We start from the raw sequence: 25762 nt of genomic DNA on the forward strand, positions 1-25762 counted from the left end.
GGATCAGCGGTTAGCCGGGCGCGCATTTTAGCCTGTCCGTATAGAGGTTATTAGCATTTATTCCGCATTCAACCTTCGATTTGGCAATAACGCGATCAAAGGTCAGAAAAAAGGAACGGCTAAAAACGTCATCAGTCACTAATAAGGCAACTCGAAAACGCCCCCGGTGCCGTGCCTGGGGAATGCATAAGAGTCCTGGCTACGGCGGGAATCGCAACGAGGAGTTTACGACTGATGAGTACTAAAAAGCCTGCCGCCGCAAAAAGCGCACTGGCCGGGACCGACACCCTGGACCGCAGCAACACCAACGCCAAGCTCGACAGCCTGGAAGAATTTCGCTCTGACGCGACCGGGCAAGCCCTGCGCACCAATCAGGGCGTGAAGGTTTCGGATAACCAAAACACCTTGAAGGTCGGCGCGCGTGGGCCGTCGCTGCTGGAAGATTTCATCATGCGTGAAAAGATCACGCATTTTGACCATGAACGCATTCCCGAACGCATCGTCCACGCCCGCGGCACCGGTGCCCATGGTTTCTTCCAGACCTACGAGAACCATTCCGTCCTGACCAAGGCCGGATTCCTACAAGACCCAGGTCAGAAAACCCCGGTCTTCGTGCGCTTTTCCACGGTGCAGGGTCCACGCGGGTCAGGCGATACCGTGCGAGACGTACGGGGTTTCGCCGTGAAGTTCTTCACTGACGAAGGCAACTTCGACCTGGTGGGCAACAACATGCCGGTGTTCTTCATTCAGGACGCGATCAAGTTTCCCGACTTCGTCCACGCGGTGAAACCCGAGCCCCACAACGAAATACCGACTGGCGGCTCGGCCCATGACACGTTCTGGGACTTCGTCTCCCTGCAACCCGAATCGGCGCACATGGTCATCTGGGCCATGTCTGACCGGGCGATCCCGAAAAGCCTGCGCAGCATGCAGGGCTTCGGCGTGCACACGTTCCGCCTGGTCAACGCCGAAGGCAAATCACGCTTCGTCAAATTCCACTGGCGTCCGACCGCCGGCACTTGTTCGCTGGTGTGGGACGAGGCGCAGAAACTCGCCGGTAAAGACACTGACTACCACCGTCGTGATCTCTGGGAGGCCATCGAAACCGGGGACTACCCGGAATGGGAATTGGGCGTACAAGTCATCGAGGAAGAGAACGAGCACAGCTTCGACTTCGACATCCTCGACCCCACCAAGCTGATCCCGGAAGAAATCGTCCCGATCACGCCGCTGGGCAAAATGGTGCTGAACCGCAACCCGGACAACTTCTTCGCGGAAACCGAGCAGGTCGCGTTTTGCCCAGGGCACATCGTGCCGGGGATCGACTTCTCCAACGATCCGCTGCTGCAAGGCCGGTTGTTTTCCTACACCGATACGCAAATCAGCCGACTCGGTGGGCCGAATTTTCACGAGATCCCGATCAACCGCCCGGTCGCACCGTTCCATAACGGCCAGCGGGATGCGCTGCACCGCACCACCATCGACAAAGGTCGCGCGTCCTACGAACCGAACTCGATTGATGGTGGCTGGCCGAAGGAAACGCCGCCGGCCGCGCAGGACGGTGGTTTCGAGACATATCCGGAGCGCATCGACGCGAACAAGATCCGTCAGCGCAGCGAGTCGTTTGGCGATCACTTTTCCCAGGCGCGGCTGTTCTTCAAGAGCATGAGCAAGCACGAGCAGGAACACATCATCGCGGCTTACAGCTTCGAGCTCGGCAAGGTTGAACGGTTGTGGATTCGCGAGCGGCAGGTCAATGAGATCCTCGCCAACATCGATCTGGAACTGGCCAAACGCGTCGCGCAAAATCTTGGCCTGCCTGCGCCGAAGGCCGGTACGGTTGAAGTGCGCAAAACTTCGCTGGAGCACTCCCCGGCGCTCAGCCAGGCCAACTTGCTGCCAGAGAACATCAAGACGCGAAAAGTTGCCATTCTTGCGGCCAACGGCGTCGATGGTGCGGCGATTGATGCGATGAAGAAAGCGCTGGCTGCCGAGGGTGCCCACGCGAAACTGCTCGGCCCGACGTCTGCGCCGGTCACGACTGCCGATGGCAAGTCACTGCCGGTGGATGCATCGATGGAAGGCTTGCCGTCCGTGGCTTTCGATGCGGTGTTCGTGCCGGGCGGTGCGGCGTCGATCAAGGCGTTGAGCACCGATGGCGTGGCGCTGCATTACGTGCTGGAGGCGTACAAGCACCTGAAGGCGATCGCGTTGCATGGCGAGGCCAAGCAGTTGCTGGATGTGCTGAAACTGGAGGCGGATGCGGGGTTGATCGTTGGCGCGGATGCCAAGTTGTTCAAGGCATTCTTTACCGCGATCGGGCAGCACCGGGTTTGGGATCGAGAACCTAAGGCCAAGGCGATTCCGGCTTAAGGTTCTTGATTGACTGGAAGGACGCCTTCGCGGGCAAGCCTTGCTCCTACAAGTCCGAGTCGTTCGTTAAATATGTGAACGACACGAATCCTGTAGGAGCAAGGCTTGCCCGCGATGCTTTTTTTAAGGCTTACGCGGACTCAAAACCATCTGCGCCGGAATGTTGCGCAAGATCTGCTTTTCCAGCTTCAAGTCAAACCCCGAATCCAATTTCTTCACCCGCTTGGTCAGCAATGTGGCCAACCAAGGGAAATCCTGGGTGCGCGGCGCCTGAATGCTCACGTCGCATTGGTAATTCACCACATCGGCGGCGATAGCGTCCAGTTGGCGACGAAGTTTGCTCATGTCGGTGAGGTTCAACGCAACAGTGGTGCTTTCAGCCGTTGGATCGATCACCTTCGCTTTCGGCTTGGCTTCGGCTGCCATGAGCGCTGCTTCGGCTTTATCCAGCTCGGCCTTGCGCGCGTTGACGATGGCGTTGTTGACCCCACCGGTCAGCGCCGGCGCCTTGGGCATCAACGCCCGGGCACGGCTCAGGGCCGTGGCGGCGGCGTTCACATCGCCTTTTTGCAGCACTATCTGGCTGCGTTGCAGATAGGCTTCGGCCAGTTGCCGCTGGTATTGCACGAGGGATGGGTCGTTGGGCGACTCAGCCTGCAAGGCTGCCAATTGATCTTCGGCAGTGGCCAGCTCGCTGCTGGCCAGGTTTTGTTCCAGTTGTGCGATGGCCGCAGCCCGCGCATCGGGGACCTCGGGGGCCGCCGGTGGCGTACTTTGGCAAGCGCCCAGTAGCAGGGAAAATGCGACAAGGAGCAGATAACGGGAGGCGAACGGCTTCATTCCTGCGACTCTCTATTTGCGCAAAAAACGAGCAAGTCTACACCCCTCGACGGGGCAGGACAAAACTCAGCAGAAACAGCGCGGCCGCCGTCACCACAATCGACGGGCCCGCCGGGGTGTCCTTGAACCACGACAACGCCAGCCCGCCACACACCGCGAGCATGCCCAGCAGGCTCGCGCCCAGTGCCATCTGCTCCGGCGAGCGGGCGTGACGTTGTGCCGCAGCCGCCGGGATGATCAACAGCGAAGTAATCAGCAACACTCCGACGATTTTCATCGCCACGGCAATCACAACGGCAATCAGCAGCATCAAGGTCAAGCGCAACGCCGCCACCGGCAGACCTTCCACCGTGGCCAACTCTTCGTGCACGGTGATCGCCAGCAATGGCCGCCACAGCGTCACCAGCAACGCCAGTACCGCCGCGCTGCCGCCGAGGATCCAGGCCAGGTCGGTCGGGCTGATCGCCAGCAGGTCGCCGAACAGATAGGCCATCAGGTCGATCCGCACTTCGTGCATGAAGCTTAGTACCACCAGGCCCAGGGAGAGCGTGCTCGGTGCGAGAATGCCCAACAGCGTGTCGGACGCCAGCGGCTGACGCTGCTGCAAGGTCACCAGCAACACCGCCAGCAGCAGACAGCCGACGGTGACGGCCACGGTGGGGCTGACATCCAGCAAGAAGCCCAGGGCCACGCCCAGCAGCGCGGCGTGAGACAGGGTGTCGCCGAAATAGGCCATGCGTCGCCAGACCACGAATGAACCCAGCGGGCCCGCGACCAACGCCAGGGCCAGACCTGCAAGCAGGGCGTAGAGCAGAAAATCAGCCATGCTTGCAGCTATCTCCGTGAACGTGGGGTTGGGCCGATGGGGCCGCGCTGACCACGGAGCCATGCAGGTCATGGGCGTGGTCATGATGGTGGTGATAAATCGCCAGGCTTTGTGCGTTCTTTCCGAACAGCTCGACGAAAGCCGGATCGCCGCTGACATGTTCCGGATGCCCGGAGCAGCAGACGTGGCGATTCAGGCAAACCACCTGGTCGGTGGTGCTCATCACCAGGTGCAGATCGTGGGAAACCATCAACACGCCGCAACCGTGACGGTCCCGCAGACGCGTGATGAGGCTGTACAACTCGGCCTGACCGGCCACATCGACGCCTTGCACCGGCTCATCGAGCACCAGCAATTCAGGCTCACGTAACAACGCTCGGGCCAGCAGCACGCGCTGCATTTCACCGCCGGAAACACTTTGCACCGGGCTGTCGATCACCTGTTCGGCACCGACTTCCTTGAGTGCCGCCAGGGCTCGCGCGCGGTCCACGCCCGGCACTAGGCGCAAGAAGCGCAGCACCGAGAGCGGCAGGGTCGGATCGACATGCAGTTTTTGCGGCATGTAACCAACGCGCAGCTTCGGTTTACGCCAGACGCTGCCGCTGTCCGGCTTCAACAGGCCGAGCACGGCACGCACCAAGGTGGTTTTACCGGCGCCGTTGGGGCCGATCAGGGTCACGATTTGCCCCGGCTCGACGCTCAGGTCGATGTTTTCCAGCACACTTTGCCCGGCAAACGTGACGGCGACCTGTTCAAGACGGATCAACGCGTTGCTCATCAAGCCCCCTGGCAACCCGAGCAGAGCCCGACCACTTCAACGGTCTGGGCTTCCACGACAAATCCGACATCCTTGGCGCTGATCACAATCGCGTCGCTGATGGATTTCTGTTCCAGCTCGATGGCGGCGTGGCATTCGCGGCAAATCAGGAACTGACCCTGGTGCGCATGCTCCGGGTGATTGCAGCCGACGAAGGCGTTCAGCGAGGAGATACGGTGTACGAGGCCGTTTTCCAGCAAGAAATCCAGCGCCCGGTACACAGTCGGCGGCGCGGCGCGGCGACCATCCTGCTCGCTGAGCACCGCCAGAATGTCGTAGGCACCCAGCGGTTTATGGCTTTGCCACACCAGTTCCAGCACCCGCCGGCGCAAAGCGGTCAGGCGCAGGCCTTGACGTGCGCACAGGGCATCGGCCTCTGACAATGCGCTGTGAACGCAATGGGAGTGGTCGTGGGGACGGCTGGCAATCGGTGTTTTAGGCATGAGCGGCGACGAGTTTTGTGAGAGACGTTATTATGTTACCCGTTCTCGCCTCTTCGAGTGGTCATCGTGTCCCGACTTTTTTCTATCTTTGCCGCATTTGTCGCAAGTTTCCTGCTGATCGGATCGGCCCAGGCCGAAGTCAAAGTGCTCACCAGCATCAAGCCGTTACAGCTGATTGCCGCAGCGGTACAGGACGGCGTGGCGATTCCGGAAGTGCTGCTGCCACCAGGTGCCTCACCGCATAACTACGCGTTGCGCCCGTCCGACGTACGGAAGGTGCAGTCGGTGGATCTGGTGTACTGGATTGGTCCGGACATGGAAGGTTTCCTGCCTCGCGTATTGAAAGGTCGTACGTTACCGACCGTGGCGGTGCAGGATTTGCCGGGGATGAAACTGCGGCATTTCGCCGAAGATAGTCAGTCCCACGCCGAAGATGCCGACGAACATGACCACGATCATCGTCCTGGAACGCTGGACGCGCATTTGTGGCTCTCGCCGGTCAATGCTCGGGTGATCGCCACGAAAATGGCCGCTGACCTGAGCGCTGCCGATCCTGACAACGCGGCACGCTATCAGAGCAACCTCAAGGCATTCGATGCGCGTCTGGATGCGTTGGACCTGCGCTTGAAGGCTCGCTTGGCGAGTGTCGCGGGCAAACCTTATTTCGTGTTCCACGAAGCGTTCGACTACTTTGAAGACGCCTACGGCCTGAAGCACGCGGGCGTGTTCAGCGTCGCGGCCGAAGTGCAGCCGGGCGCACAACATGTCGCGGCGATGCGCACGCGGTTACAGGAAGTCGGCAAGACTTGCGTGTTCAGCGAACCACCGCTGCGCCCGCGCCTGGCGGAAACCCTGGTGGCCGGTCTGCCGGTGAAACTGGCGGAACTGGATGCGTTGGGCGGGTACACGCCGGCGACTGCCCAAGGGTATGAGCAGGTGTTGGAGAAGTTGGGGAATGATTTGGCGGGGTGTCTGGAGTCGTTGTAACCCGGACATTGGTGTCGCCCCCATTCGCGAGCAAGCCCGCTCCCACGAGGACGCATTGATCCTGTGGGAGCGGGCTTGCTCGCGAAGCTTTTAAAGGGCGAAAGGCAACGGTGTACTGACCTTCTGCCGCTGCGCCAGGCGCTGCTGAAACTCCATCGGATCGTGAATCAATACATCCTGCCCAGCGAACGATTCCGCCGCTATCAACCGCGACAACCAGAACCGCACACACGCTACGCGCAGCATAGTCGGCCACAACTCCGCCTCGGCAGCAGTGAACGGCCGCAGCGCCGCATAGGCACCCAACAAGCTCCGGGCCCGCGGTCCATCGATCAGGCCTGCCTCGTCCGAACACCAGTCATTCAAGGCAATCGCTACGTCGTACAACATCGGCCCCGAACAGGCGTTATAGAAGTCGATCAACCCGGTCAGGTGCGTGCCTTCGAACATTGCGTTGTCGCGGAACAGGTCGGCGTGGATATTGGCTCGCGGCAGCGCCAGAATTTTCGTCTTTTGCTGTGTGATTTCGTCCAGCGCCCGTTTCAGCAGATCGCTTTGCTCGGCATTCAGGTGCGAGAGCAGTTGCGTGCCCTCCTCCAGCATCCAGTCCAGACCCCGATCGGTCTTGCGCTTGATCATGTTGGCCTGGGTCGCCAAATGCAGATGGCCGAGCAGTTCGCCGACTTGCGCGCAATGCTGGGCGTTGGCTTCCTTGATGTGCTTGCCGGCCAGACGTGGCTGCAACAACGCCGGTTTGCCGGCCAGCTCGCGCAACGCCACGCCGTCAGTGGTGCGCAGTGCATACGGCACGGGTAGATCGGCTTCATGGAGCACGTCGAGCAGCTCGATGAAGAACGGCATTTCCTGAACCGGACCGCGCTCAACCAGGGTCAGGACAAATTCGCCCTGCTCCAGGCTGATAAAGAAATTGGTGTTTTCGCTACCGGCGGCAATCCCCTGGAAATCGAGCAGGCGGCCGAGCCCGTATGGGGCGAGAAAGGTTTCCAGCTCGGGCCGAGCCAGGGGAGTAAACACAGACATGGTTAAAAACTGCTCAGTTCGGGCGCCGCGATCGAGCCGGCGCCGATTAAAGTTAAGAAGCTACTTCCATTCAAAAATCTTCCACGACGGAATCAGCATATCCGGCTGATCCGAGCGGATGAAGTTTGCATCGGTCCCGTCCGCGCGCACCAGAAAATACGGTGGCGCACCTTTCGGCGTGACCTTGATCGCATACAGGAAACCGTTTTGGCGGTACTCCTGGATAACCTTGTCCCCTTCCGTGCGGATCGTGACTTCCGGCTCCGGCGTTGGTGCATCGTCCGCCGCCATAACGGCCAATGGAACGGTTGCAAACAACCCAGCCAGCAACAGGCGATTTATCGTGCGCATGATAACCTTGTCCCTTTGTCGTCAACGGTCCCGCTATTCTAGCGCCGGACCCGCCGAAAAGGTTGATCCTGCTCATGAGCCAAGCCCCCCTCGTCCTGGTGGACGGTTCTTCTTACCTGTATCGCGCCTTTCACGCGCTGCCGCCGCTGACCACTTCCAAAGGCCTGCCGACCGGCGCGGTCAAAGGTGTGTTGAACATGCTCAAGAGTCTGCGCAAGCAGTACCCGGACAGCCCGTTCGCCGTGGTGTTCGACGCCAAGGGCGGGACCTTTCGCGACGACATGTACGCCGAATACAAGGCCAACCGTCCGAGCATGCCCGACGACATGCGCGTGCAGATCGAGCCGCTGCACCAGAGCGTGATCGCCCTGGGCTTCCCGTTGCTGTGCGTCGAAGGCGTCGAGGCCGATGACGTGATCGGCACCCTGGCCCGCAGCAGCGCGGCCGCCGACCGTCCGGTGGTGATCTCCACCGGCGATAAGGACATGGCGCAACTGGTCGATGGCCACATTACCTTGGTCAACACCATGACCGGTAGCGCGCTGGACGTGGAGGGCGTGAAGGAGAAATTCGGCGTCGCTCCCGAGCAGATCATCGATTATCTGGCGCTGATGGGCGATTCTTCCGACAACATCCCGGGCGTTCCAGGCATCGGCCCGAAGACCGCTTCCGGGCTGCTGGTGGGTGTGAACGGCGGTTTGACCGAGCTCTACGCGCAACTCGAGATCGTTCCGACCTTGCCGATTCGCGGCGCCAAGACCCTGCCGGCCAAGCTCGAAGAGCACAAAGAGATGGCATTCCTCTCGTATAAGCTCGCGACCATCAAGATCGACGTGCCGCTGGATATCGGCCTCGATGACCTGCAAATGGGCCAGCCGGATCACGACAAACTCGCCGAGCTCTACACCCTGCTGGAATTCAAGAGCTGGTTCGAAGACAACCAGCGTGACGCCAAGCGTTCCGGCCAGGAAGTGGTCGCGCCAGTGGCTGAAGAAGCCGTTGCCGCAGCCGAACTCAACTACACGACGATCCTCACCCAGGCCGATTTCGACCTCTGGCTGAAGAAGCTGAACGACGCCAAACTGTTCGCCTTCGATACCGAAACCACCGGCATCGATGCGCAACAGGCGCATCTGGTGGGCCTGTCCTTCGCCGTCCAAGCCAACGAAGCCGCCTACATCCCGCTGACCCACTCCTACATGGGCGTGCCGGAACAACTGGATCGCGACACCGTGTTGCGGGCCCTCAAACCGATCCTCGAAGACCCGAGCAAGCTGAAGGTTGGCCAGCACGCCAAGTTCGACATGAACATCCTGGCCAACTGCGCCATCGGCGGCGATCAAAGCTGCGGCATCGCGGTGCAAGGCATCGCCTTCGACACCATGCTCGAATCCTACGTGCTGGACTCCACCGCGACTCGCCACGACATGGACAGCCTGGCGCTCAAGTACCTGAATCACACCACCACCGGGTTTACCGACATCGCCGGCAAAGGTGCCAAGCAGCTGACGTTCGACCAAATCGCCCTGGAACTGGCCGGACCCTACGCCGCCGAAGACGCCGACGTGACCCTGCGCCTGCACCAAACCTTGCAGGCCAAGCTCAATGCGATTCCGAGCCTGAGCAAGGTGTTGAGCGAAATCGAAATGCCATTGGTGCCGGTGCTGGCGCGGATCGAACGCCAAGGCGCGTTGGTCGATGCCGCATTGCTGGGCATCCAGAGCGTCGAACTGGGCAAGAAAATGGTCGAGCTGGAGCGCGAGGCTTATGCCATCGCCGGCGAAGAATTCAACCTCGGCTCGCCGAAGCAACTGGGCGCGATCCTGTACGAAAAACTCGGCCTGCCGGTCCTCAGCAAAACCGCCAAGGGCCAGGCTTCGACCGCCGAAGCCGTGCTGGCAGAACTGGCTGACCAAGACTTCACGTTGCCCAAGGTGCTGATGCAGTACCGCTCGATGAGCAAGCTGAAAAGTACCTACACCGATCGTCTGCCGGAACAGATCAACCCACGCACCGGGCGGATTCATACTTCGTATCACCAGGCTGTCGCGGCCACCGGGCGTTTGTCGTCCAGTGATCCAAACCTGCAGAACATCCCGATCCGCACGGCTGAAGGCCGGCGGATTCGCCAGGCGTTCATCGCGCCACCGGGCTACAAACTGCTGGCGGCGGACTACTCGCAAATCGAACTGCGGATCATGGCGCACCTGGCCAAGGACGAAGGCTTGCTGCACGCCTTCCGCAATGACCTGGACGTGCATAAAGCCACGGCGGCCGAAGTCTTCGGGGTTGAACTGACAGAGGTCACCACCGATCAGCGTCGCAGCGCCAAGGCGATCAACTTCGGACTGATCTACGGCATGAGCGCGTTTGGCCTGGCCAAGCAGATCGGTGTCGACCGCAAGCAATCCCAGGCGTACATCGACCGTTACTTCGCCCGCTATCCCGGCGTGCTGGAGTACATGGAGCGCACCCGCACCCAAGCGGCCGAGCAGGGCTTCGTCGAAACCATTTTTGGCCGTCGCCTGTACCTGCCGGAGATCAACGCGAAAAACCCGGCCCTGCGCAAAGGTGCCGAACGCACTGCGATCAACGCGCCGATGCAAGGCACAGCGGCCGACATCATCAAGAAAGCCATGGTGGCGGTGGATAACTGGCTGACGTCGTCTGGCCTGGACGCCAAAGTCATCCTGCAGGTGCACGATGAATTGGTGCTTGAAGTGCGAGAGGACCTGGTCGATCAGGTGCGTGAAGAAATTCGCGCACACATGAGCAACGCCGTGACACTGGACGTCCCGCTGCTGGTCGAAGTTGGCGTAGGCAATAACTGGGATGAGGCTCACTGAGCCGTCTGAAAAGGGGATTTCTGCTGCGGCATAGTGCCGCGGCAGAAAGGTCGAAGGGCGCTTAGTTCAAAAAATGCGTCGGGTTATTCCAAAGGCATTTGAAAAATTTCTGAACTAATCTCGTGAACCGCTACTCAGAGTTACTGAATGGCTGGTGAAGCCCTTCGATGCTCCTATGTTGTGTTAAGTGTTGGCAGATATCTGGACCCCGCCCTAGCGGTCTAGAACTTGAACCCCGGAACTTCCCCCTCCCCATACGAAGTCCGGGGTTTTTTTTGCCTGCAGAAAAGTCCTATTCAGCACTCTGGGCAATCTCGGCGCCCTTGTCCGCCAACTCCATCCAGCCTGCCAATACAGTGTAGGCGTCTTCCAGGCCCATGCGTTTTGGCGCAGAGAACAACTGGATGCTGATCGCATCGCCCCAACCTTTACGAATGTCTGCCTGCACCTTGAGCAGGACGTTTTTCGCCGCGCCGTAGGTCAGCTTGTCCGCTTTGGTCAGCAAAATGTGCATCGGCATGCCAGCGGCGACCGCCCAATCGAGCATCAGCAGGTCGAAGTCAGTCATTGGATGACGGATGTCCATCATCAGAATCAGACCTTTCAAACTCTCGCGACCGCCCAGATAAGCTTCCAGGTGACGCTGCCAGTGCAGCTTCAGCGGGATCGGTACTTTTGCATAACCGTAGCCTGGCAGGTCGACCAGACGGCGATCATCGTCTAGCTTGAAGAAGTTCAACAACTGCGTACGACCCGGAGTTTTCGAGGTCCGCGCCAGGCTGGCGTGAGTCAGGGTGTTCAGCGCGCTGGATTTACCGGCGTTGGAACGCCCGGCGAAGGCTACTTCAAAGCCTTCGTCGTCCGGACATTGGTCGACTTTGGCAGCGCTGAGCATGAAGGTGGACTGTTGGCACAGGCCGAGGATGGGGTTCTTGAGTTGCATGGGATTTCCGATGTGGGCGGCGCCGGGAATGGACGCGGCAAGCGGTGTCGTTTCCGTTTCAGTAGCGCCAGTATATAATGCCGCAGATTTTGTGTGCGCTTTGTCCCAGCGTAGGATGAAGTTCACGAGAGCGATTGACCTTGATTGCGCATTAGAACGCAGAACGCTCTCTACCCTGAAAAGGTCGTTTTATGACGAAATGGCTGCTAGCTGCCGGTGTCTTGATGCCGCTTTACAGCGCTCAGGCTACACAGGATCCGGAAGCTGTGTACAACCGTGTTTGTGGTGCCTGTCATTCCGGCCAACTACCCATGGCGCCCCAAAAGGGCGATCAGGAAGCTTGGACGCCGAGGTTGGCGAAAGGTATGGAGACGCTGGTGCAACACGTGACCCAGGGTTTCAAGGCGATGCCGCCGCGTGGTTTGTGCATGGACTGCAGTGCCGAGGATTACCAAGCCATCATCCACTGGATGAGCGAGTAAACCCGGCCCATAACTCTTTAACCCTTAGCCGTAGTTGGATTAGCTGATGAACAAATTGATCGTGAGTCTGCTGTTGACCGTGGGGATCTCCGGCATAGCCCATGCTGCAGGTGATGCAACAGCTGGCCAGGCGAAAGCCGCAGTTTGTGGCGCCTGTCATGGCCCGGATGGCAATAGCATGGCGCCTAACTTTCCGAAACTGGCAGGGCAAGGCGAGCGTTATCTGAACAAGCAGTTGCATGACATCAAGTCCGGCAAACGCACGGTACTTGAAATGACCGGCCTGCTGACCAACCTGAGCGATCAGGACCTGGCCGATATCGCCGCCTACTTCGCCAGCCAGAAAGGCAGCGTTGGCGCCGCCGACCCTAAAGTCGTGGCTCGCGGTGAAGCACTGTTCCGTGGCGGCGACCTCGCCAAGGGCCTGCCAGCCTGCACCGGCTGCCACTCGCCGAATGGCGCGGGTAACGCAGCCGCCGGCTTCCCGCACCTGGGTGGCCAGCACGCTCAATACGTTGCCAAGCAACTGACCGACTTCCGCAAGGAAGAAGGCGGCCGCAACAACGACGGCGACACCAAAACCATGCAGACCATCGCCAAACGCCTGAGCGACGAAGACATCGCAGCGGTGTCCAGCTACATTCAGGGCCTGCACTAAGACCGGCAAATCGGGCGTTATGCGGGGCGTACATCTCCTGCAACGTTAACGCTCTATTAATCCGTCGCAGCAAGTATAAAAAGGGTGGCTTAGGCCGCCCTTTTTTGTGGCCGCTGCCGTTACACTACAGAACTCAAGCCCGCCAGGACCTGTCTGAACACAGGTCGCGCGAGGCGACCAAAATTGTCCAGGAGTAAAGCATGCGTAATCTGATCATCAGCGCCGCACTTGTCGCTGCCAGCCTGTTCGGCATGAACGTCCAGGCCGCCGAAGCACCCGCGGCGCCTTACGTCGAACTGACCAACCCTGTTCCAGTCGCGGTACCTGGCAAGATCGAAGTCGTGGAGCTGTTCTGGTACGGCTGCCCGCACTGCTACGCATTTGAACCGGTGATCAATCCGTGGGTTGAGAAACTGCCTTCCGACGTGAACTTCGTGCGCATCCCCGCCATGTTCGGCGGCCCTTGGGACGCTCACGGCCAGATGTTCCTGACCCTGGAAGCCATGGGCGTCGAGAACAAGGTTCACGCGGCGGTTTTCAACGCGATCCAGAAAGAACACAAACGCCTGACCGATCCGCAAGAAATGGCTGAGTTCCTGGCCACTCAGGGCGTCGACAAGGACAAGTTCCTGGCCACCTTCAACTCCTTCGCCATCAAAGGCAAAATCGTCCAGGCCAAAGAGCTGGCGAAGAAGTACGAAATCTCCGGCGTGCCAACCATGATCGTCAACGGCAAGTATCGCTTTGACGTGGGCTCCGCCGGCGGTGCCGAGCAAGCCCTGCAACTGGCCGACAAACTGGTCGACAAAGAGCGAGCGGCTAACAAGGCTGCTGCCAACTAAGCGCGGCCCCTGCCATGCGCCGCTGGGGTACTGAACGCGTGGTTGGCCTGCATGAACCGCGGGTCAACACGCATCACCTGGAATCGACGGGGCTGCCCGCAGACGCCCGTTTGCGTTTGCTCAGCTTCAACATCCAGGTCGGCATCAGTACCGAGCGCTATCGGCATTACCTGACCCGTGGCTGGCAACACCTGTTGCCCCACACCGGACGTGCCGACAACCTGCAAAAGATCGGCAATCTGCTGGGTGACTTCGATCTGGTCGCCTTGCAGGAAGCCGATGGCGGTAGCCTGCGATCAGGTTACGTCAATCAGGTCGAACACCTGGCCCAACTGGGCTCCTTCCCTTACTGGTATCAACAACTCAATCGCAATCTCGGTCGCCTCGGCCAGCACAGCAATGGGGTGCTCAGCCGCCTGCGCCCGTGGGCGATTGAAGATCACCCGCTGCCGGGGCCCAAGGGTCGCGGGGCGATCCTGGTGCGTTTCGGCGAAGGTCCGGAGGCGCTGGTCGTCGTGATGATGCACCTGGCCCTCGGCGCGCGCGTGCGCAGCCTGCAACTGGCCTACATCCGCGAGTTGATCGGTGGCTACAAACACCAGGTGCTGATGGGCGACATGAACACCCACGCCAGTGATTTGCTGCAAAACTCCCCGTTGCGTGACCTCGGCCTGCTGGCGCCGCAACTGGAAGCGACGTTCCCCAGCTGGCGCCCGCAGCGCTGCCTGGACCATATTCTGCTCAGCCCGACCCTGACCCTGGAACGGGTCGAAGTGCTGGCACAACCGATTTCCGATCACCTGCCGGTCGCGGTAGAGATTCGTTTGCCGGGTTCGCTCACGGCCGATGCATTCCCCGCGTTGAGTCCTGCCCCTCGCGGATCCCATGAATGAGCGACGAAGCACAGCGCTGGAAAGAGAAATACCTCAAAAGCATCGAACAACAGGAAAAGCTCGAGCGTCGCTGGGACGCCCGGCTCGACCTGTTGCGTCGCGGGTTGGTGCGCAGCACCCTTGCGGCCGAGGGCACCGACCGCGCCGTTGACCTGTGCATGAAGGAAATGCGCGAAGTCGTGCGCACCGATGACATGGACGCCGGCCTCGCCGCGTTGCTGCCACGCCTGGAAAAAGCCGTGCTGGACTCCGAACAGCGCCGGGAAACCCGGGTTGATCAGGTCAGCGCCGCACTGAACGCGCTGGTCGCGCAGCTCCAGGCCTTGCCACTGCCTCGGGAAGTCAGCCGACCGCTCAAGGCCTTCGCCAAGCAACTGGATGGGCGCGTCGGTCAGGCTCGCGAGATTCCATTGCTGCTCAGCGAACTGAGCGGCTTGCAAGGCAAAGCCCTGAACCAATTGGAAACCCCTGCGGAACCTGGCCGTCCAGGCCTGTTGCAGCGCTTGTTCGGTAGCCGGGAAGCGGAAGGGTCAACGCCTCCGGTCGCTGCTCCCACCGTTCCGGCGCCGGCCCAACCACCGGTCGAGGCGGTTTCTGCGCCTGTCGTTGAAGCCCCCCAGACAAAGCCTGAAATTCCTCCACCCGCCAGCGTGGCGCGAACGCCCCCAGTTGCGCCGACCGCCGCCACCCCGGAACCGCTCGCGTCGCAGACAACACTCACGCCGGAAATCGTGGCGTTTGTCCCGCCTGTTCTGGAGCCTCAAGCAGCACGCGCCCAAGCGGCACCGGCACAGCCAGACCTTGAGCTACCCCAAGCTCCGACGCCTCCCGCCATCGCGCCTGTCGTTCAAGCTCAGCCAGCCATCAATCCCGACGAGCTGACTCCCGCGCCCCATCCCGAACCACCGGTGTTCCTGGACAGCCTGCCCTTGCCTTCAGCGATGGCTCAGGCACTGGCCGCCATCGACCCGGAACATCCAGAGGAAGACATCCTCTATGCGCTGCCGGACTCGCCCGAGCCGTCCTACAGCTCCGTGGCCACGCATATCGAAGAGACGCTGCTGGGCCTGCTCGACGATCTGACGCTGCCGGAACGCCATCGCCCGCAAGCCGAAGCCATGCGCGAGCGTCTGCAAAATGGGTTGAACTGGTACGAGTTACTGCCGATCCTCGACGATCTCGCCACCTTGATGCTGGCGATCACCGACAGCGGCCAGCACGAATTCGAAGCGTACTTGCAGCAACTCAATGAGCGCCTCGAGTCGTTCCAGAGCAACCTGCAAGCCGCCAGCGACGGCCACGCCGATAACCGCTCCGCCGCGCGGGAGATGGACACGCAGATCCGCGAACAAGTCGACGGCCTGCAAACCAGCATGCAGGACGCCGCTGACCTGGAAGACCTCAAGCACGTTCTGGAAAACCATCTCGAAGGCCTGCTCGGCACCATGGACCAGCATCAGAAGCAACGGGATGAGCGTGAACAGGAAGTCGCCGCCCGCCTGCAAGGCCTGGCCGAACGGGTCGCGCACATGGAGCAGGAGGCCCTGGGTTATCGCGAACACCTTGAAGAACAACGGCAAAAAGCCCTGATCGACCCGCTGACCGGCCTGCCCAACCGCGCCGCCTGGAGCGAACGGCTGGAGCACGAAATCGGCCAGTGGCAGCAGCACGGCAACACGCTGATGCTGGCCATGCTCGATCTCGACCATTTCAAACGCATCAACGATAACTACGGCCACCTGGCGGGCGACAAGGTGCTGAAAATCATCGCCAGCGTACTGCGCAAACGCCTGCGCGGGTCCGACTTCATTGCGCGCTTCGGGGGTGAGGAGTTCGTGCTGTTGATGCCGTCCACCGTTCCGGCAGTCGGGGCAAAGCTGCTGGAAACCCTGCGCGCTTCGATTGAGGCCTGCCCGTTTCACTTCAAGGGTGAGCGGGTGACGGTCACCATTTCCATGGGACTGGCCGCGTTCAAACCCGGCGAACACAGCGATATGGTGCTTAAAAGAGCCGATCAGGCGTTATACCGGGCCAAAAATGCCGGACGCAATCGGGTGGAATCGGGCTGAGGGGCAATTGTTCCATTTTGTTTAAAGCGGCTCTTTTGCCGTCAACGTGCGAGGCATTACGTTACACTGTTGCATTATTGTCCCGCGCGTACTGCCTTCTACCATGAAATTTCTTGCTCTCGTTGTGTCGCTTCTGCTGCTGGCCGGTTGTGCCAGCGGTCCACGTTTCGACACCAGCCATCCTTCCGCCAACTTCGACAGCCGCGTGCAGTTCGTGGTGGTGCATTACACCAATGCCTCCCTGGAACGTTCGCTACAGTTGTTGACCCACGGCGAAGTCAGCGCCCATTACCTGATCGGTGATGACAAGGGCGCGACCATCTATAAATTAGTGGATGAAAACCTGCGCGCCTGGCATGCCGGGGAAAGCGAGTGGCAAGGCCGGACCTGGCTGAACTCCAGCTCCATCGGCATCGAGATCGTCAATCCCGGGTTCCAGGACACCCCGACCGGCCGCCTCTGGTACCCGTACAGCGAAGCCCAGGTGCAATCCTTGATCGTGCTGCTCAAGGACATCAGCAAACGCAACGGCATCAGCCCTCGGCACATCATCGGTCACAGCGACATCGCTCCTCTGCGCAAACTTGACCCGGGCCCGCTGTTCCCCTGGAAACGCCTGGCCGCCGAAGGCCTGGGCATCTGGCCAAACGAACAGGCCGTTGCGCGCCGGCAAGTGCAATTCGAGGTCGAACTACCGAGCATCGGCTGGTTCCAGGAAGAGCTGGCGCGCCTGGGCTACGCAACGCCACAGACCGGCGAACTGGATGTGGCGACGCGGCATGTACTGGCGGCCTTCCAGATGCATTACCGCCCTTCCCGTTTCGATGGCACCCCGGATGCGCAAACCGCCGCCATGCTGCTGGTGCTCAATCAGACAAAATAATGACGCCCGCCCGACGGTCCGGGCGTTTTCTCAATCAGCAGCTATAACTCATTGGTAATTCTTCGGATATTCCAATATGCCTGCTGCTCGAGAGAGGTTGCGTAGTTGGTTCTATCGCCCATGGTTTTTGGCGATGCTGGCTGCTGCCTTGAGTGCGACGCTGCTGATGGCTGCCAGCCTGTACATCGCAATGAATCAGGTCGAGCAGAACGAAAGCCGGGAAATGAATGCCCAGGGCGAACGCTTCCTCGCCCGTCTTGAGCAAATGTTCGGGCAATTGCGCGAAAGCCTCGATGACCTGGAAGCCCAGCCGCTGCGAACGTGCAACGACGAAATGATCGCCACCTTGCAGCAGATCAGCTTCAGCTACCGCTTCGTCTACGAAGCCGCGTTTATGGAAGGAAACCGGATCTGCTCCAATCGCCCCCGCCAGGAAGGGCTGGCGATGATACGACCGGCGGACCTGCGCGGCCCCACCTACAGTTATTGGCTGAACACCACCACCGAACCCGATGAAAACCGCGCCGCGCTGATGCTCAGTCGGGGCAATTTCCGCGTGGCCACCTCTCGCGGGCATCTCACTGACATGGTCGATCTCTCACCGGGCAGCAGCCTGATGGTGGTGCTCGATCATGGGAAGCGCGCGATTCCGGTGTTGGGTGCCGACCAGGCCTGGCCGCCCACGGAACCCTGGCCGCCGACCAGCAGTGATGCGTTGCAAGTGACCCAAACCCGGTTGATTTACCGTATGCCCACCAACAACCCGGAGTATCAGTTGGTGTTGATCACCCCACGTACCGCCATGCATGTACCGGCGGTCTGGTGGTGGCTGCTGCCGGCGAGCCTGGCGTTGGGCATTTTTTTCGGCGTCCTGGTGTTCCTGCTGGTGCGCCAGCGTCAATCGCTGGACGCCGAACTGCAAGGTGCGATACGTCGTGGCGAGTTGCAGGTGTTGTATCAACCGATCTTCGACCTCGACAGCCGCAACTGTGTCGGCGCGGAAGCCCTGCTGCGCTGGCGCAGGCCGGACGGCACGCTGACCAGCCCCGATCTGTTTATTCCGATGGCGGAGAACACCGGGCAGATCCGCCAGATGACCGACTTCGTCTTGCAGCGTCTGCTTGAACAGTTGGGACAACTGCTACGGGCCAATCCGCAGCTGTACATCTCGGTCAACCTGGCGGCTTGCGATGTGATGGTGCCGCGTATCGGCCAGGTGATGGCGCGCCTGCTGACCTTGCACCGGGTCGCGGCCAAACAGATTGCCTTCGAGGTGACCGAACGCGGGTTGGTCGACGTGGTGGTGGCCCGGGAAAACCTGCAATCCTTGCGCGATGTCGGGCATCAGGTGCTGATCGACGATTTTGGTACCGGCTACTGCAGCCTGGCCTACCTGCAAACCCTGCCGGTGGATTGCCTGAAAATCGACAAGGCCTTTATCGATGCCCTTGGCCATGACGCCGCCAGCAGTGGCGTGGCCCCGCACATCATTCACATGGCCCAGGCCCTGCAACTGAAGGTGATCGCCGAGGGCATCGAACATGAAGCCCAAGCGGCATTCCTGAGCAGCGAAGGCGTGAAGTTCGGCCAGGGCTGGTTGTTCGCCCATGCGCTGAGCGCGGTGCAGTTCATCGAACTGATTACCCGTGGCCGACGACTGGCGGGCCGTCGCATGGATGACGAGGCGTAAAAACGCCCTATACCGCCAACGCCATATAGAACTGCGTACCCTGCCCCGGCCGCGAATAAACCCCCATCCGCCCGCCGTGCAATTGCACGATTTCCTTGCACAACGCCAGGCCCAGCCCGGCACCACCCTTTTTACGACCGACTTGCACGAACGGCTCGAAAATCCGCCCTTGCTGGCCGTAGGCAATGCCTTCGCCGTTGTCCTCGACACTGATAATCACCCGCTCGCCATGGCGCCGGGCCTGCAAACGAATCTGCCCTTCTGCCGCGGTATGACGCAAGGCATTGTCGATCAGGTTGTCGAGCACTCGATCCAGTTGCGCCTGGTCCGCCTGCAAGCGCGGCAGCGGCCCCTGCACTTCCACCAGCAAGTCGATGCCCTTCTGCGCGGCCTCCCCCGCAAAACGCCCTTGTGCCTGCTCCAGCAAGTCTTCGATGGAGCACGGCCCCAGCGTGAGTTTCTGCAAGCCATTCTGGTAGCGGGAGAAGTTCAGCAAGTCGTTGATCAGTTGCATCAAGCGCTGCATTTCTTCGTTCACGGTGTCCAGCAAGTCCGCTTCGCGGGAATCCGGGGGAAATTTCGCTCGTTCGCGAAACAGTCCGAACGCCATGTGCATCCCGGTGACCGGCGTGCGCAATTCATGAGAGGCACGCAAGACAAACTCACTGCGCACCCGCTCGAATGCTCGCTGTTCGGTGACGTCATGCAACACCATCACCGCGCCGAGAATATGCCCCTGGGTATGGCTGACCGGGGTCAGGCTGTAGGTCAACAGCCGCGACTCGCCATCGACTTCCACGCTCAGGTCTTCCGGCGCGCGCTCCAGAGTGCCGCCCCGTAGAACCAATTGCAGTTGTTCATCCAGTTCGGGACGTTCAAGCGCCGAACCCAAACCCTGGCCGAGACGGTCGGTGTCCCAGCCCAATTGCCGTTGCGCCACCGGGTTAAGGTGTTCCAGATGGCCTTCGCGGTCGATCATCAGCAAACCGTCGTCGATGCTGTCGAGCACCGCCTGCAAGCGTTGCTGACCGGCCAGCAATTCGTCGACATTGGTCGCCTGGTGCTCGCGCAGGGCCTCGGCCATGATCCCGAAGCGCTTGGTCAGCTGGTTCATTTCCTCGGCCGAGGAAATCGGCAGGGTCACTTCGAAATTGCCTTGGCCGATGTTGTCCGCAGCCTGGGCCAGCGCCTCGATCGGGGCACCGAAACGCCGGGCAATCGCATGGGCGGTAATGAAGCCGATGATCAGGACCGCCAATCCGACCAACCCGAGCAGGCCGGCAATCAGCAACGCCCGGTCACGGGCCTTGCGTTGGGTGTCATTGATGTTGTCCAGGGCGCGTTTGTGCTCGGCGATCAAACCGTTGCGCAGCTGATTGAATTTGGCCGTGACGTCATCGTTGCCCGTCAGCACGCGGGTGGGATCGTGGGACTGGTCCAGCGCCTGGAGAAAACTCTGGTAGTCGGCCTTGGCCTGCTGGAATCCATACTGGCCTTCCACGCCCCCTTGCTCATGGGCGATGCCTTCATCGAGCAATTCGAAATAATGTTGCTTGGACGCCGCGAACTGCGCGGGGTCCGGCTTTTCGCTGAGCATGATGATCAGTTGATCACCGAGGGTCTGGCGCAGCTTCAAGCCCAGGTCGAGGGTGACGAAGTTATTGCGGACCAGCGCTTCCTGGTTTCCCGCCATCTGCATCACGCTGATCAGCCCGAGCAACAGCCCGAGCAGCGCGACGGTGATCAGTGCGGAAATACTCAGAAACAGCCGGGTCCGCAACTTCATCGCCAGTTTCATCGGATGTTGCTCACAGGTTGTACTGCTTGCGTTTGCGGTACAGCGTCGAAGCATCGATGCCCAGCGTCTTGGCTGCCTGATCCAGGGTGCCGGCGGTGGCCAGCACCGCACCGATGTGGGCTTTTTCCAGCTCATCCAGGCTCAGCGCGGCGCCGACCCGAGGCGAGTTATTGACCGGTTGTTCGGCCATGCCCAAGTGGCTGATTTCGACGCGCTCCTGCGGACAAATAATGCTCGCCCGCTCCACCACGTTCCGCAGTTCGCGGATGTTGCCCGGCCATCGATAACTGAGCAGCGCTTCCCGGGCTTCATCGCTGAAACCCCGGGCCGGACGCGCGTATTCCTTGACGAAACGGGCCAGAAAACGATCGGCCAGGGTCAGGATGTCTTCACTGCGTTCGCGCAACGGCGGCAAATGCAAGGTGATGACGTTCAGGCGATAGAGCAGGTCTTCGCGGAAACGACCGTCGCGGACCATGTCTTCCAGATTGAGGTTGGTGGCCGCGAGAATCCGCACATCGGCGCGGCGCGTCACCGGATCGCCGACTCGCTCGTATTCTTTATCCTGGATGAAACGCAGCAACTTGGGTTGCAACGTCAGGGGAAAGTCGCCGATCTCGTCGAGAAACAGCGTACCGCCATCCGCCTGGTTAACCCGACCCAGCGTGCTTTCACTGGCACCGGTGAACGCGCCGCGACTGTGGCCGAAGAGTTCGCTTTCCATCAATTCGGCGGTCAGGGAGGGGCAGTTAATGGTGACGCAGGATTTCTTCTCCCGCTTGCTCCACCCGTGAATCGCCCGGGCCAGCTCGCCTTTACCGGTCCCGGACTCACCGAGGATCAGGATATTGGCGTCGGTGCCGGCCACTTGCCGCGCCGTTTCCAATACGACTTTCATCGCCGGGCTATGGGAATCGAGCCCATCCTTGGTTTTGCGCACTTCGCCTTCAAGGGCTTCCAGGCGCGCCGAGAGTTGGCGCACTTCCAGTTGCTTGGCGGTAGCCAAACGCAATTGATCCGGGCTGCAGGGTTTGACCAGATAGTCGGCGGCGCCAGCCTGGATCGCATCGACAGCGGTATCCACGGCGGAATGCGCAGTAACTATGACAACACGCATCCACGGCGCTTGAATGCGCATCTGTGCCAGCACATCCAAACCATTGTCCTCACCCAGACGCAAATCCAGGAAGCACAGGTCGAACACCTGACGCTGCAACAATGCATCGGCCTGGGCGGCGCTGTTGGCGGTGGCGACGGTATAGCCTTCGTCTTCGAGGCAATAACGGAAGGTACGAAGGATGGCGGACTCGTCGTCTACCAGCAGAATGCGGCCTTGATGCTCAGTGGCTGATTCCATTTTCCTACGCTCCTTACTGAATGATTTTGGTTAGTCCCGAGAAAATCGGGCAAGTTGCATGGTTGATTCTGATCCATTCCAGCCCCGGCAGTGTAGCTATCTACTGCCCCTCTCGTTAATTAACTGATTTTGTTGGTTTTTTAGTAGAAACCCGGCATTTCGGCGTTTGCCTATGTGAACGTCTGACATCTGCGCCCTCCCCGCAATTCAAATATTTTGAAAGTTCCTCCGAATCTTTCGTGCATTACGCACGACCGTCACGACCCCATCGTGCAGGATGCGTGCGAAACGATTTTCATCACATTCATAACTTATTGTTTTTACTGGTGTTTTTCCAAACAAAAAGCTGGCATGCAGGCTGCAATAGTCCTGTTAACGCAAGGCATTCACGGAATGAGTGCCTTCAACAAGATGACCACCCAGGTGGAGGAGCTACAGGATGAATCGCCAACGTGCCGCCCAATTGCGCATCTCGCCACTGCATATCCAGCAGGGCTTGTTCGCGATGCTCGCCCTTTCGATCACATTGATCGGCGGCCAGCAGTTCGCCCGTTGGGAGCAGAGCCAGCAGCCGGAAGCGCCGCGCCTGTCGATTCAACACGCCACTCAAACCCACTTCAGCGCCGTCAGCAGCAACCTCGCTGACAGCGCCCCGATGCGAATGATGGACGTCGACCAGGCCCAGCCTGTGGATCAGATGCCCCGTCAGGAACGTTGGGTGTTCTAAAGAACCGAACTTGGCGCGACCGATGCGCCGGGAAATGCACCACCAGACATACCTCTAAATAGAAGCGTAAGGAGAATCACCATGTTGAGTTGGGCTATTACATTCCTGATCATTGCCATCATCGCCGCCGTATTGGGCTTCGGTGGTATCGCGGGCACCGCCACGGGTATCGCCAAGATTCTCTTCGTCGTGTTCCTGGTGATGTTCATTGCATCGTTCTTCTTCGGCCGTCGCGGTCGAGGCTGACCATGAAAGTTATGTTCAAGACACTGGCAGCCGCCCTGCTACTGGGCGGTAGTGCCATGGCGATGGCGGCCAATGATGGCCAGGCGCGGGCCAACGAGTTGTTGCACTCCGACCCGCAGTACCGTGAAACCTGGACTAAAGTCGTGAAGAAGGAAGAGCGACTGCCGGAATGGGTGATGAACCTCACGGGCGATGCCGAGCAAATGAATGCCGTCCAGGAGGATGGCGACAAGTATCTGGTCGGGCCTCTGTGCGAAACACAACAGACGTGCCTGAACAAACGCTTGATCGTGGCATTCAGTTTCGACAAAAAGGATGCCTACGCGATGCTGGTCGAAGTGCCTGCGGGTTTGCCCGCCGACAAGTCACCCACGCGACATGCCGACTACCGCTTCCTCGGGAAGCCGAATCAGGGCATGCAGGACCTGTTGATGGAACAACTCAAGAAAGATCCGAACTGGTACTGAGTTTGAAACACGAGAGGAGCAGGCTTGCTTCTCTCCAGTGCGCCACCCGAGGAAGGCAGGCGCATGACCAAGGGGTCGGGACGTTCTGACTGTTTCAGGGTCGGAGTGACCTACGGGCACATGGAGTGCCTGCGCAAGGGCCGGGTCAGGTCAGTAAAGCTGCGACGCAAGTTCGCCGGCCCCCAGAGGCTCGACGGACTTGCGAAGAGCTTCAACGTGCAAAACGTTGATCTAGAGCACTCCGTTCATTCCCCTCTGCTGCATATTCCCCGCAAAACCGTTTCGCGGTGTTTCTTCACGACCGTATATCGAGAAAGCTCCTACTTTCTAGAGAGGAGTTTTCGCTGCCAAACGTAGGCTTTTTCCCAAATTTCGTCGTGAATTCAACTGTTTAAAAAACAACCAACCTGCTCTGAAATGGCCGGTTCACGGCACTTATGCCTGCCGAAATGTCGTATTCGAACCCGTTGGGACGCCAGTTTCATTTGAAAAAGCTCATGCCGATTCGGCATAGGGTAGGCGTTTACGGCATTAGACGTCGCTTCCTTGCATCGGAATAGTTGCGCCTTTTTTCGCCTGCCGAAGAGCCGTAAATACACGCTTGCGGGCACCTTATACGGGGGCAGATGCACAGACTTTTCCGCCACTGAGCGTTCCAGTTCGCGCATCTGCCCGAGTCAAACTGAAGTAAGGGTAATGATATGAAGAAGGCAAAGCTTAGCCTCGCCTGGCAGATCCTCATCGGTCTGGTATTGGGGATTGCAATCGGTGCGCTGCTCAACCATTTCAGTGCCGAAAAAGCCTGGTGGATCAGCAACGTCCTGCAACCTGCGGGCGATATCTTTATCCGTCTGATCAAGATGATCGTGATCCCGATCGTGATTTCTTCGCTGGTGGTTGGTATCGCTGGCGTGGGTGATGCGAAGAAGCTCGGGCGCATCGGTCTGAAGACCATCCTTTACTTCGAAGTCGTCACTACTATCGCCATTCTGGTCGGTCTGGTGCTGGCCAACGTGGCCCATCCGGGCACCGGCATCGACATGAGCACCCTGGGTACGGTGGATATTTCCAAGTACCAGGCAACTGCCGCCGAGGTTCAGCATGAACACGCGTTCATCGAAACCATCCTCAACCTGATCCCGTCGAACATCTTCGCGGCCATGGCCCGCGGCGAGATGCTTCCGATCATCTTCTTCTCCGTGTTGTTCGGTCTCGGTCTGTCGAGCCTGCAATCGGACCTGCGCGAACCGCTGGTGAAGATGTTCCAGGGCGTGTCCGAGAGCATGTTCAAAGTCACCCACATGATCATGAACTACGCCCCGATCGGCGTGTTCGCCCTGATCGCGGTGACCGTGGCCAACTTCGGTTTCGCCTCCTTGCTGCCACTGGCCAAACTGGTAGTGCTGGTTTACTTTGCCATTGCCTTCTTCGCCTTCGTGGTGCTGGGCCTGATCGCTCGCCTGTTCGGCTTCTCGGTGATCAAGCTGATGCGCATCTTCAAGGATGAGCTGGTGCTGGCTTACTCCACCGCCAGCTCCGAAACCGTGCTGCCGCGCGTGATCGAGAAGATGGAAGCCTACGGCGCGCCAAAAGCCATTTGCAGCTTCGTGGTGCCGACCGGTTACTCGTTCAACCTCGACGGTTCGACCCTGTACCAGAGCATCGCGGCGATCTTCATTGCCCAGCTCTATGGCATCGACCTGTCGATCAGCCAGCAATTGCTGCTGGTGCTGACCCTGATGGTCACCTCCAAAGGCATCGCCGGCGTGCCAGGCGTGTCCTTCGTGGTACTGCTGGCCACCCTGGGCAGTGTGGGTATTCCGCTGGAAGGCCTGGCGTTCATCGCCGGTGTCGATCGCATCATGGACATGGCGCGTACCGCACTGAACGTGATCGGCAATGCCCTGGCCGTGCTGGTCATCTCCCGCTGGGAAGGCATGTACGACGACGCCAAGGGCGAGCGCTACTGGAACTCCCTGCCGCACTGGCGCAGCAAGGAAGCATTGCCGGTGGGCGAAGTTTCCAAGAACTGATCACGCCCCCTGTAGGAGCAAGGCTTGCCCGCGATGAACGATGGCCCGGTGTAACTGAAACACTGCGGCGTCTGCATCGCGAGCAAGCTTTGCTCCTACAGGTGTATTTCTGTAGGAGCGAGGCTTGCTCGCGAAGAGGCCAGTACATTC

At 59.9% G+C, this 25762-nt stretch carries 23 protein-coding genes; 14 read left to right on the forward strand and 9 right to left on the reverse strand.

Annotated elements, in window-relative coordinates; translation table 11 throughout:
* Positions 1–234 precede the first annotated feature (234 nt).
* Positions 235–2373: a catalase HPII gene (gene katE, locus HB680_RS05905; RefSeq protein ID WP_213937649.1), complete on the forward strand. Its 2139-nt coding sequence runs from the start codon at positions 235–237 to the stop codon at positions 2371–2373.
* 123 nt (positions 2374–2496) lie between these two features.
* On the opposite strand, the gene HB680_RS05910 is transcribed toward katE, so the two are convergent.
* From HB680_RS05910 to zur, 4 genes are read right to left on the reverse strand one after another with little or no spacing between them, the layout of a single operon-like run.
* On the reverse strand, positions 2497–3213 hold the full coding sequence (locus tag HB680_RS05910) for a PA5502 family lipoprotein (protein ID WP_213937650.1): 717 nt from the start codon (positions 3211–3213) through the stop codon (positions 2497–2499).
* Between the two features lie 37 nt (positions 3214–3250).
* Entirely contained in the window at positions 3251–4039 is a 789-nt protein-coding gene (znuB, locus tag HB680_RS05915) for a zinc ABC transporter permease subunit ZnuB (RefSeq protein ID WP_054047998.1), read from the reverse strand.
* Positions 4032–4817 (reverse strand): zinc ABC transporter ATP-binding protein ZnuC, encoded by a 786-nt coding sequence (gene znuC / locus HB680_RS05920; RefSeq protein WP_213937651.1) that lies wholly within the window; start codon positions 4815–4817, stop codon positions 4032–4034. The genes znuB and znuC overlap by 8 nt, the downstream gene beginning before the upstream one ends.
* The gene (gene zur, locus HB680_RS05925) at positions 4817–5299 is read right to left on the reverse strand and encodes a zinc uptake transcriptional repressor Zur (protein WP_123408492.1); all 483 of its coding nucleotides are present in this window, start codon (positions 5297–5299) and stop codon (positions 4817–4819) included. Before zur ends, znuC begins: the two co-directional genes overlap by 1 nt.
* Before the next feature lie 66 nt (positions 5300–5365).
* Here zur and znuA point away from each other — a divergent pair, with 66 nt between their 5' ends.
* On the forward strand, positions 5366–6286 hold the full coding sequence (gene znuA, locus HB680_RS05930) for a zinc ABC transporter substrate-binding protein ZnuA (protein WP_213937652.1): 921 nt from the start codon (positions 5366–5368) through the stop codon (positions 6284–6286).
* Between the two features lie 90 nt (positions 6287–6376).
* On the opposite strand, the gene HB680_RS05935 is transcribed toward znuA, so the two are convergent.
* Positions 6377–7327 carry a homoserine kinase gene (locus HB680_RS05935; RefSeq protein ID WP_213937653.1) on the reverse strand — a complete coding sequence of 317 codons (951 nt, stop codon included), beginning with the start codon at positions 7325–7327 and terminating at the stop codon, positions 6377–6379.
* Between the two features lie 60 nt (positions 7328–7387).
* Positions 7388–7678, reverse strand: a complete 291-nt coding sequence (locus tag HB680_RS05940; RefSeq protein ID WP_213937654.1) for a DUF2782 domain-containing protein — start codon at positions 7676–7678, stop codon at positions 7388–7390.
* Between the two features lie 74 nt (positions 7679–7752).
* On the opposite strand from HB680_RS05940, the gene polA reads away from it, so the two are divergent.
* Positions 7753–10524, forward strand: a complete 2772-nt coding sequence (gene polA, locus HB680_RS05945; protein ID WP_213937655.1) for a DNA polymerase I — start codon at positions 7753–7755, stop codon at positions 10522–10524.
* 292 nt (positions 10525–10816) lie between these two features.
* On the opposite strand, the gene yihA is transcribed toward polA, so the two are convergent.
* Positions 10817–11467, reverse strand: coding sequence for a ribosome biogenesis GTP-binding protein YihA/YsxC (yihA, locus tag HB680_RS05950; protein WP_054617182.1), 651 nt, complete (start codon positions 11465–11467; stop codon positions 10817–10819).
* A gap of 191 nt (positions 11468–11658) precedes the next feature.
* Between yihA and HB680_RS05955 the strand changes: the two genes are divergently transcribed.
* From HB680_RS05955 to HB680_RS05985, 7 genes are all read left to right on the forward strand, one after another.
* Positions 11659–11949 carry a c-type cytochrome gene (locus HB680_RS05955; RefSeq protein WP_054048012.1) on the forward strand — a complete coding sequence of 97 codons (291 nt, stop codon included), beginning with the start codon at positions 11659–11661 and terminating at the stop codon, positions 11947–11949.
* A 46-nt stretch (positions 11950–11995) separates the two neighbouring features.
* Positions 11996–12607, forward strand: coding sequence for a cytochrome c4 (locus tag HB680_RS05960; RefSeq protein ID WP_054617181.1), 612 nt, complete (start codon positions 11996–11998; stop codon positions 12605–12607).
* A gap of 200 nt (positions 12608–12807) precedes the next feature.
* Positions 12808–13449, forward strand: coding sequence for a thiol:disulfide interchange protein DsbA/DsbL (locus tag HB680_RS05965; protein ID WP_054048016.1), 642 nt, complete (start codon positions 12808–12810; stop codon positions 13447–13449).
* Between the two features lie 14 nt (positions 13450–13463).
* Positions 13464–14342 carry an endonuclease/exonuclease/phosphatase family protein gene (locus HB680_RS05970; protein WP_213937656.1) on the forward strand — a complete coding sequence of 293 codons (879 nt, stop codon included), beginning with the start codon at positions 13464–13466 and terminating at the stop codon, positions 14340–14342.
* Positions 14339–16411, forward strand: a complete 2073-nt coding sequence (locus HB680_RS05975; protein ID WP_213937657.1) for a GGDEF domain-containing protein — start codon at positions 14339–14341, stop codon at positions 16409–16411. The genes HB680_RS05970 and HB680_RS05975 overlap by 4 nt, the downstream gene beginning before the upstream one ends.
* A gap of 103 nt (positions 16412–16514) precedes the next feature.
* Positions 16515–17294: an N-acetylmuramoyl-L-alanine amidase gene (locus HB680_RS05980; RefSeq protein WP_213937658.1), complete on the forward strand. Its 780-nt coding sequence runs from the start codon at positions 16515–16517 to the stop codon at positions 17292–17294.
* Between the two features lie 76 nt (positions 17295–17370).
* Entirely contained in the window at positions 17371–18984 is a 1614-nt protein-coding gene (locus HB680_RS05985; protein ID WP_213937659.1) for an EAL domain-containing protein, read from the forward strand.
* 7 nt (positions 18985–18991) lie between these two features.
* On the opposite strand, the gene HB680_RS05990 is transcribed toward HB680_RS05985, so the two are convergent.
* Positions 18992–20782, reverse strand: coding sequence for a KinB sensor domain-containing domain (locus tag HB680_RS05990; protein WP_213937660.1), 1791 nt, complete (start codon positions 20780–20782; stop codon positions 18992–18994).
* Positions 20783–20792: 10 nt separating this feature from the next.
* Positions 20793–22139 carry a sigma-54 dependent transcriptional regulator gene (gene algB / locus HB680_RS05995; RefSeq protein WP_213937661.1) on the reverse strand — a complete coding sequence of 449 codons (1347 nt, stop codon included), beginning with the start codon at positions 22137–22139 and terminating at the stop codon, positions 20793–20795.
* A gap of 439 nt (positions 22140–22578) precedes the next feature.
* Here algB and HB680_RS06000 point away from each other — a divergent pair, with 439 nt between their 5' ends.
* The 4 genes from HB680_RS06000 to gltP all read left to right on the forward strand — a co-directional run bounded on the left by HB680_RS06000 (position 22579) and on the right by gltP (position 25612).
* Positions 22579–22866: a hypothetical protein gene (locus HB680_RS06000; RefSeq protein ID WP_123513275.1), complete on the forward strand. Its 288-nt coding sequence runs from the start codon at positions 22579–22581 to the stop codon at positions 22864–22866.
* 81 nt (positions 22867–22947) lie between these two features.
* Positions 22948–23112, forward strand: a complete 165-nt coding sequence (locus HB680_RS06005; RefSeq protein WP_003177151.1) for a DUF1328 domain-containing protein — start codon at positions 22948–22950, stop codon at positions 23110–23112.
* A gap of 2 nt (positions 23113–23114) precedes the next feature.
* A complete protein-coding gene (locus tag HB680_RS06010; protein ID WP_213937662.1) occupies positions 23115–23579 on the forward strand; it encodes an inhibitor of vertebrate lysozyme family protein in 465 nt (154 codons plus the stop codon).
* Positions 23580–24280: 701 nt separating this feature from the next.
* A complete protein-coding gene (gene gltP / locus HB680_RS06015; RefSeq protein WP_213937663.1) occupies positions 24281–25612 on the forward strand; it encodes a glutamate/aspartate:proton symporter GltP in 1332 nt (443 codons plus the stop codon).
* Positions 25613–25762 lie beyond the last annotated feature (150 nt).

The sequence above is a fragment of the Pseudomonas sp. dw_612 genome (assembly GCF_018449725.1).
Classification (GTDB): Bacteria; Pseudomonadota; Gammaproteobacteria; order Pseudomonadales; family Pseudomonadaceae; genus Aquipseudomonas.

Coding starts and splice junctions, on each gene's coding strand:
- katE (WP_213937649.1), top strand. CDS start 235: ATGAGTACTAAAAAGCCTGCCGCCGCAAAAAGCGCACTGGCCGGGACC.
- HB680_RS05910 (WP_213937650.1), bottom strand. CDS start 3,213: ATGAAGCCGTTCGCCTCCCGTTATCTGCTCCTTGTCGCATTTTCCCTG.
- znuB (WP_054047998.1), bottom strand. CDS start 4,039: ATGGCTGATTTTCTGCTCTACGCCCTGCTTGCAGGTCTGGCCCTGGCG.
- znuC (WP_213937651.1), bottom strand. CDS start 4,817: ATGAGCAACGCGTTGATCCGTCTTGAACAGGTCGCCGTCACGTTTGCC.
- zur (WP_123408492.1), bottom strand. CDS start 5,299: ATGCCTAAAACACCGATTGCCAGCCGTCCCCACGACCACTCCCATTGC.
- HB680_RS05935 (WP_213937653.1), bottom strand. CDS start 7,327: ATGTCTGTGTTTACTCCCCTGGCTCGGCCCGAGCTGGAAACCTTTCTC.
- HB680_RS05940 (WP_213937654.1), bottom strand. CDS start 7,678: ATGCGCACGATAAATCGCCTGTTGCTGGCTGGGTTGTTTGCAACCGTT.
- polA (WP_213937655.1), top strand. CDS start 7,753: ATGAGCCAAGCCCCCCTCGTCCTGGTGGACGGTTCTTCTTACCTGTAT.
- yihA (WP_054617182.1), bottom strand. CDS start 11,467: ATGCAACTCAAGAACCCCATCCTCGGCCTGTGCCAACAGTCCACCTTC.
- HB680_RS05955 (WP_054048012.1), top strand. CDS start 11,659: ATGACGAAATGGCTGCTAGCTGCCGGTGTCTTGATGCCGCTTTACAGC.
- HB680_RS05960 (WP_054617181.1), top strand. CDS start 11,996: ATGAACAAATTGATCGTGAGTCTGCTGTTGACCGTGGGGATCTCCGGC.
- HB680_RS05965 (WP_054048016.1), top strand. CDS start 12,808: ATGCGTAATCTGATCATCAGCGCCGCACTTGTCGCTGCCAGCCTGTTC.
- HB680_RS05970 (WP_213937656.1), top strand. CDS start 13,464: ATGCGCCGCTGGGGTACTGAACGCGTGGTTGGCCTGCATGAACCGCGG.
- HB680_RS05975 (WP_213937657.1), top strand. CDS start 14,339: ATGAGCGACGAAGCACAGCGCTGGAAAGAGAAATACCTCAAAAGCATC.
- HB680_RS05980 (WP_213937658.1), top strand. CDS start 16,515: ATGAAATTTCTTGCTCTCGTTGTGTCGCTTCTGCTGCTGGCCGGTTGT.
- HB680_RS05985 (WP_213937659.1), top strand. CDS start 17,371: ATGCCTGCTGCTCGAGAGAGGTTGCGTAGTTGGTTCTATCGCCCATGG.
- HB680_RS05990 (WP_213937660.1), bottom strand. CDS start 20,782: ATGAAACTGGCGATGAAGTTGCGGACCCGGCTGTTTCTGAGTATTTCC.
- algB (WP_213937661.1), bottom strand. CDS start 22,139: ATGGAATCAGCCACTGAGCATCAAGGCCGCATTCTGCTGGTAGACGAC.
- HB680_RS06000 (WP_123513275.1), top strand. CDS start 22,579: ATGAATCGCCAACGTGCCGCCCAATTGCGCATCTCGCCACTGCATATC.
- HB680_RS06005 (WP_003177151.1), top strand. CDS start 22,948: ATGTTGAGTTGGGCTATTACATTCCTGATCATTGCCATCATCGCCGCC.
- HB680_RS06010 (WP_213937662.1), top strand. CDS start 23,115: ATGAAAGTTATGTTCAAGACACTGGCAGCCGCCCTGCTACTGGGCGGT.
- gltP (WP_213937663.1), top strand. CDS start 24,281: ATGAAGAAGGCAAAGCTTAGCCTCGCCTGGCAGATCCTCATCGGTCTG.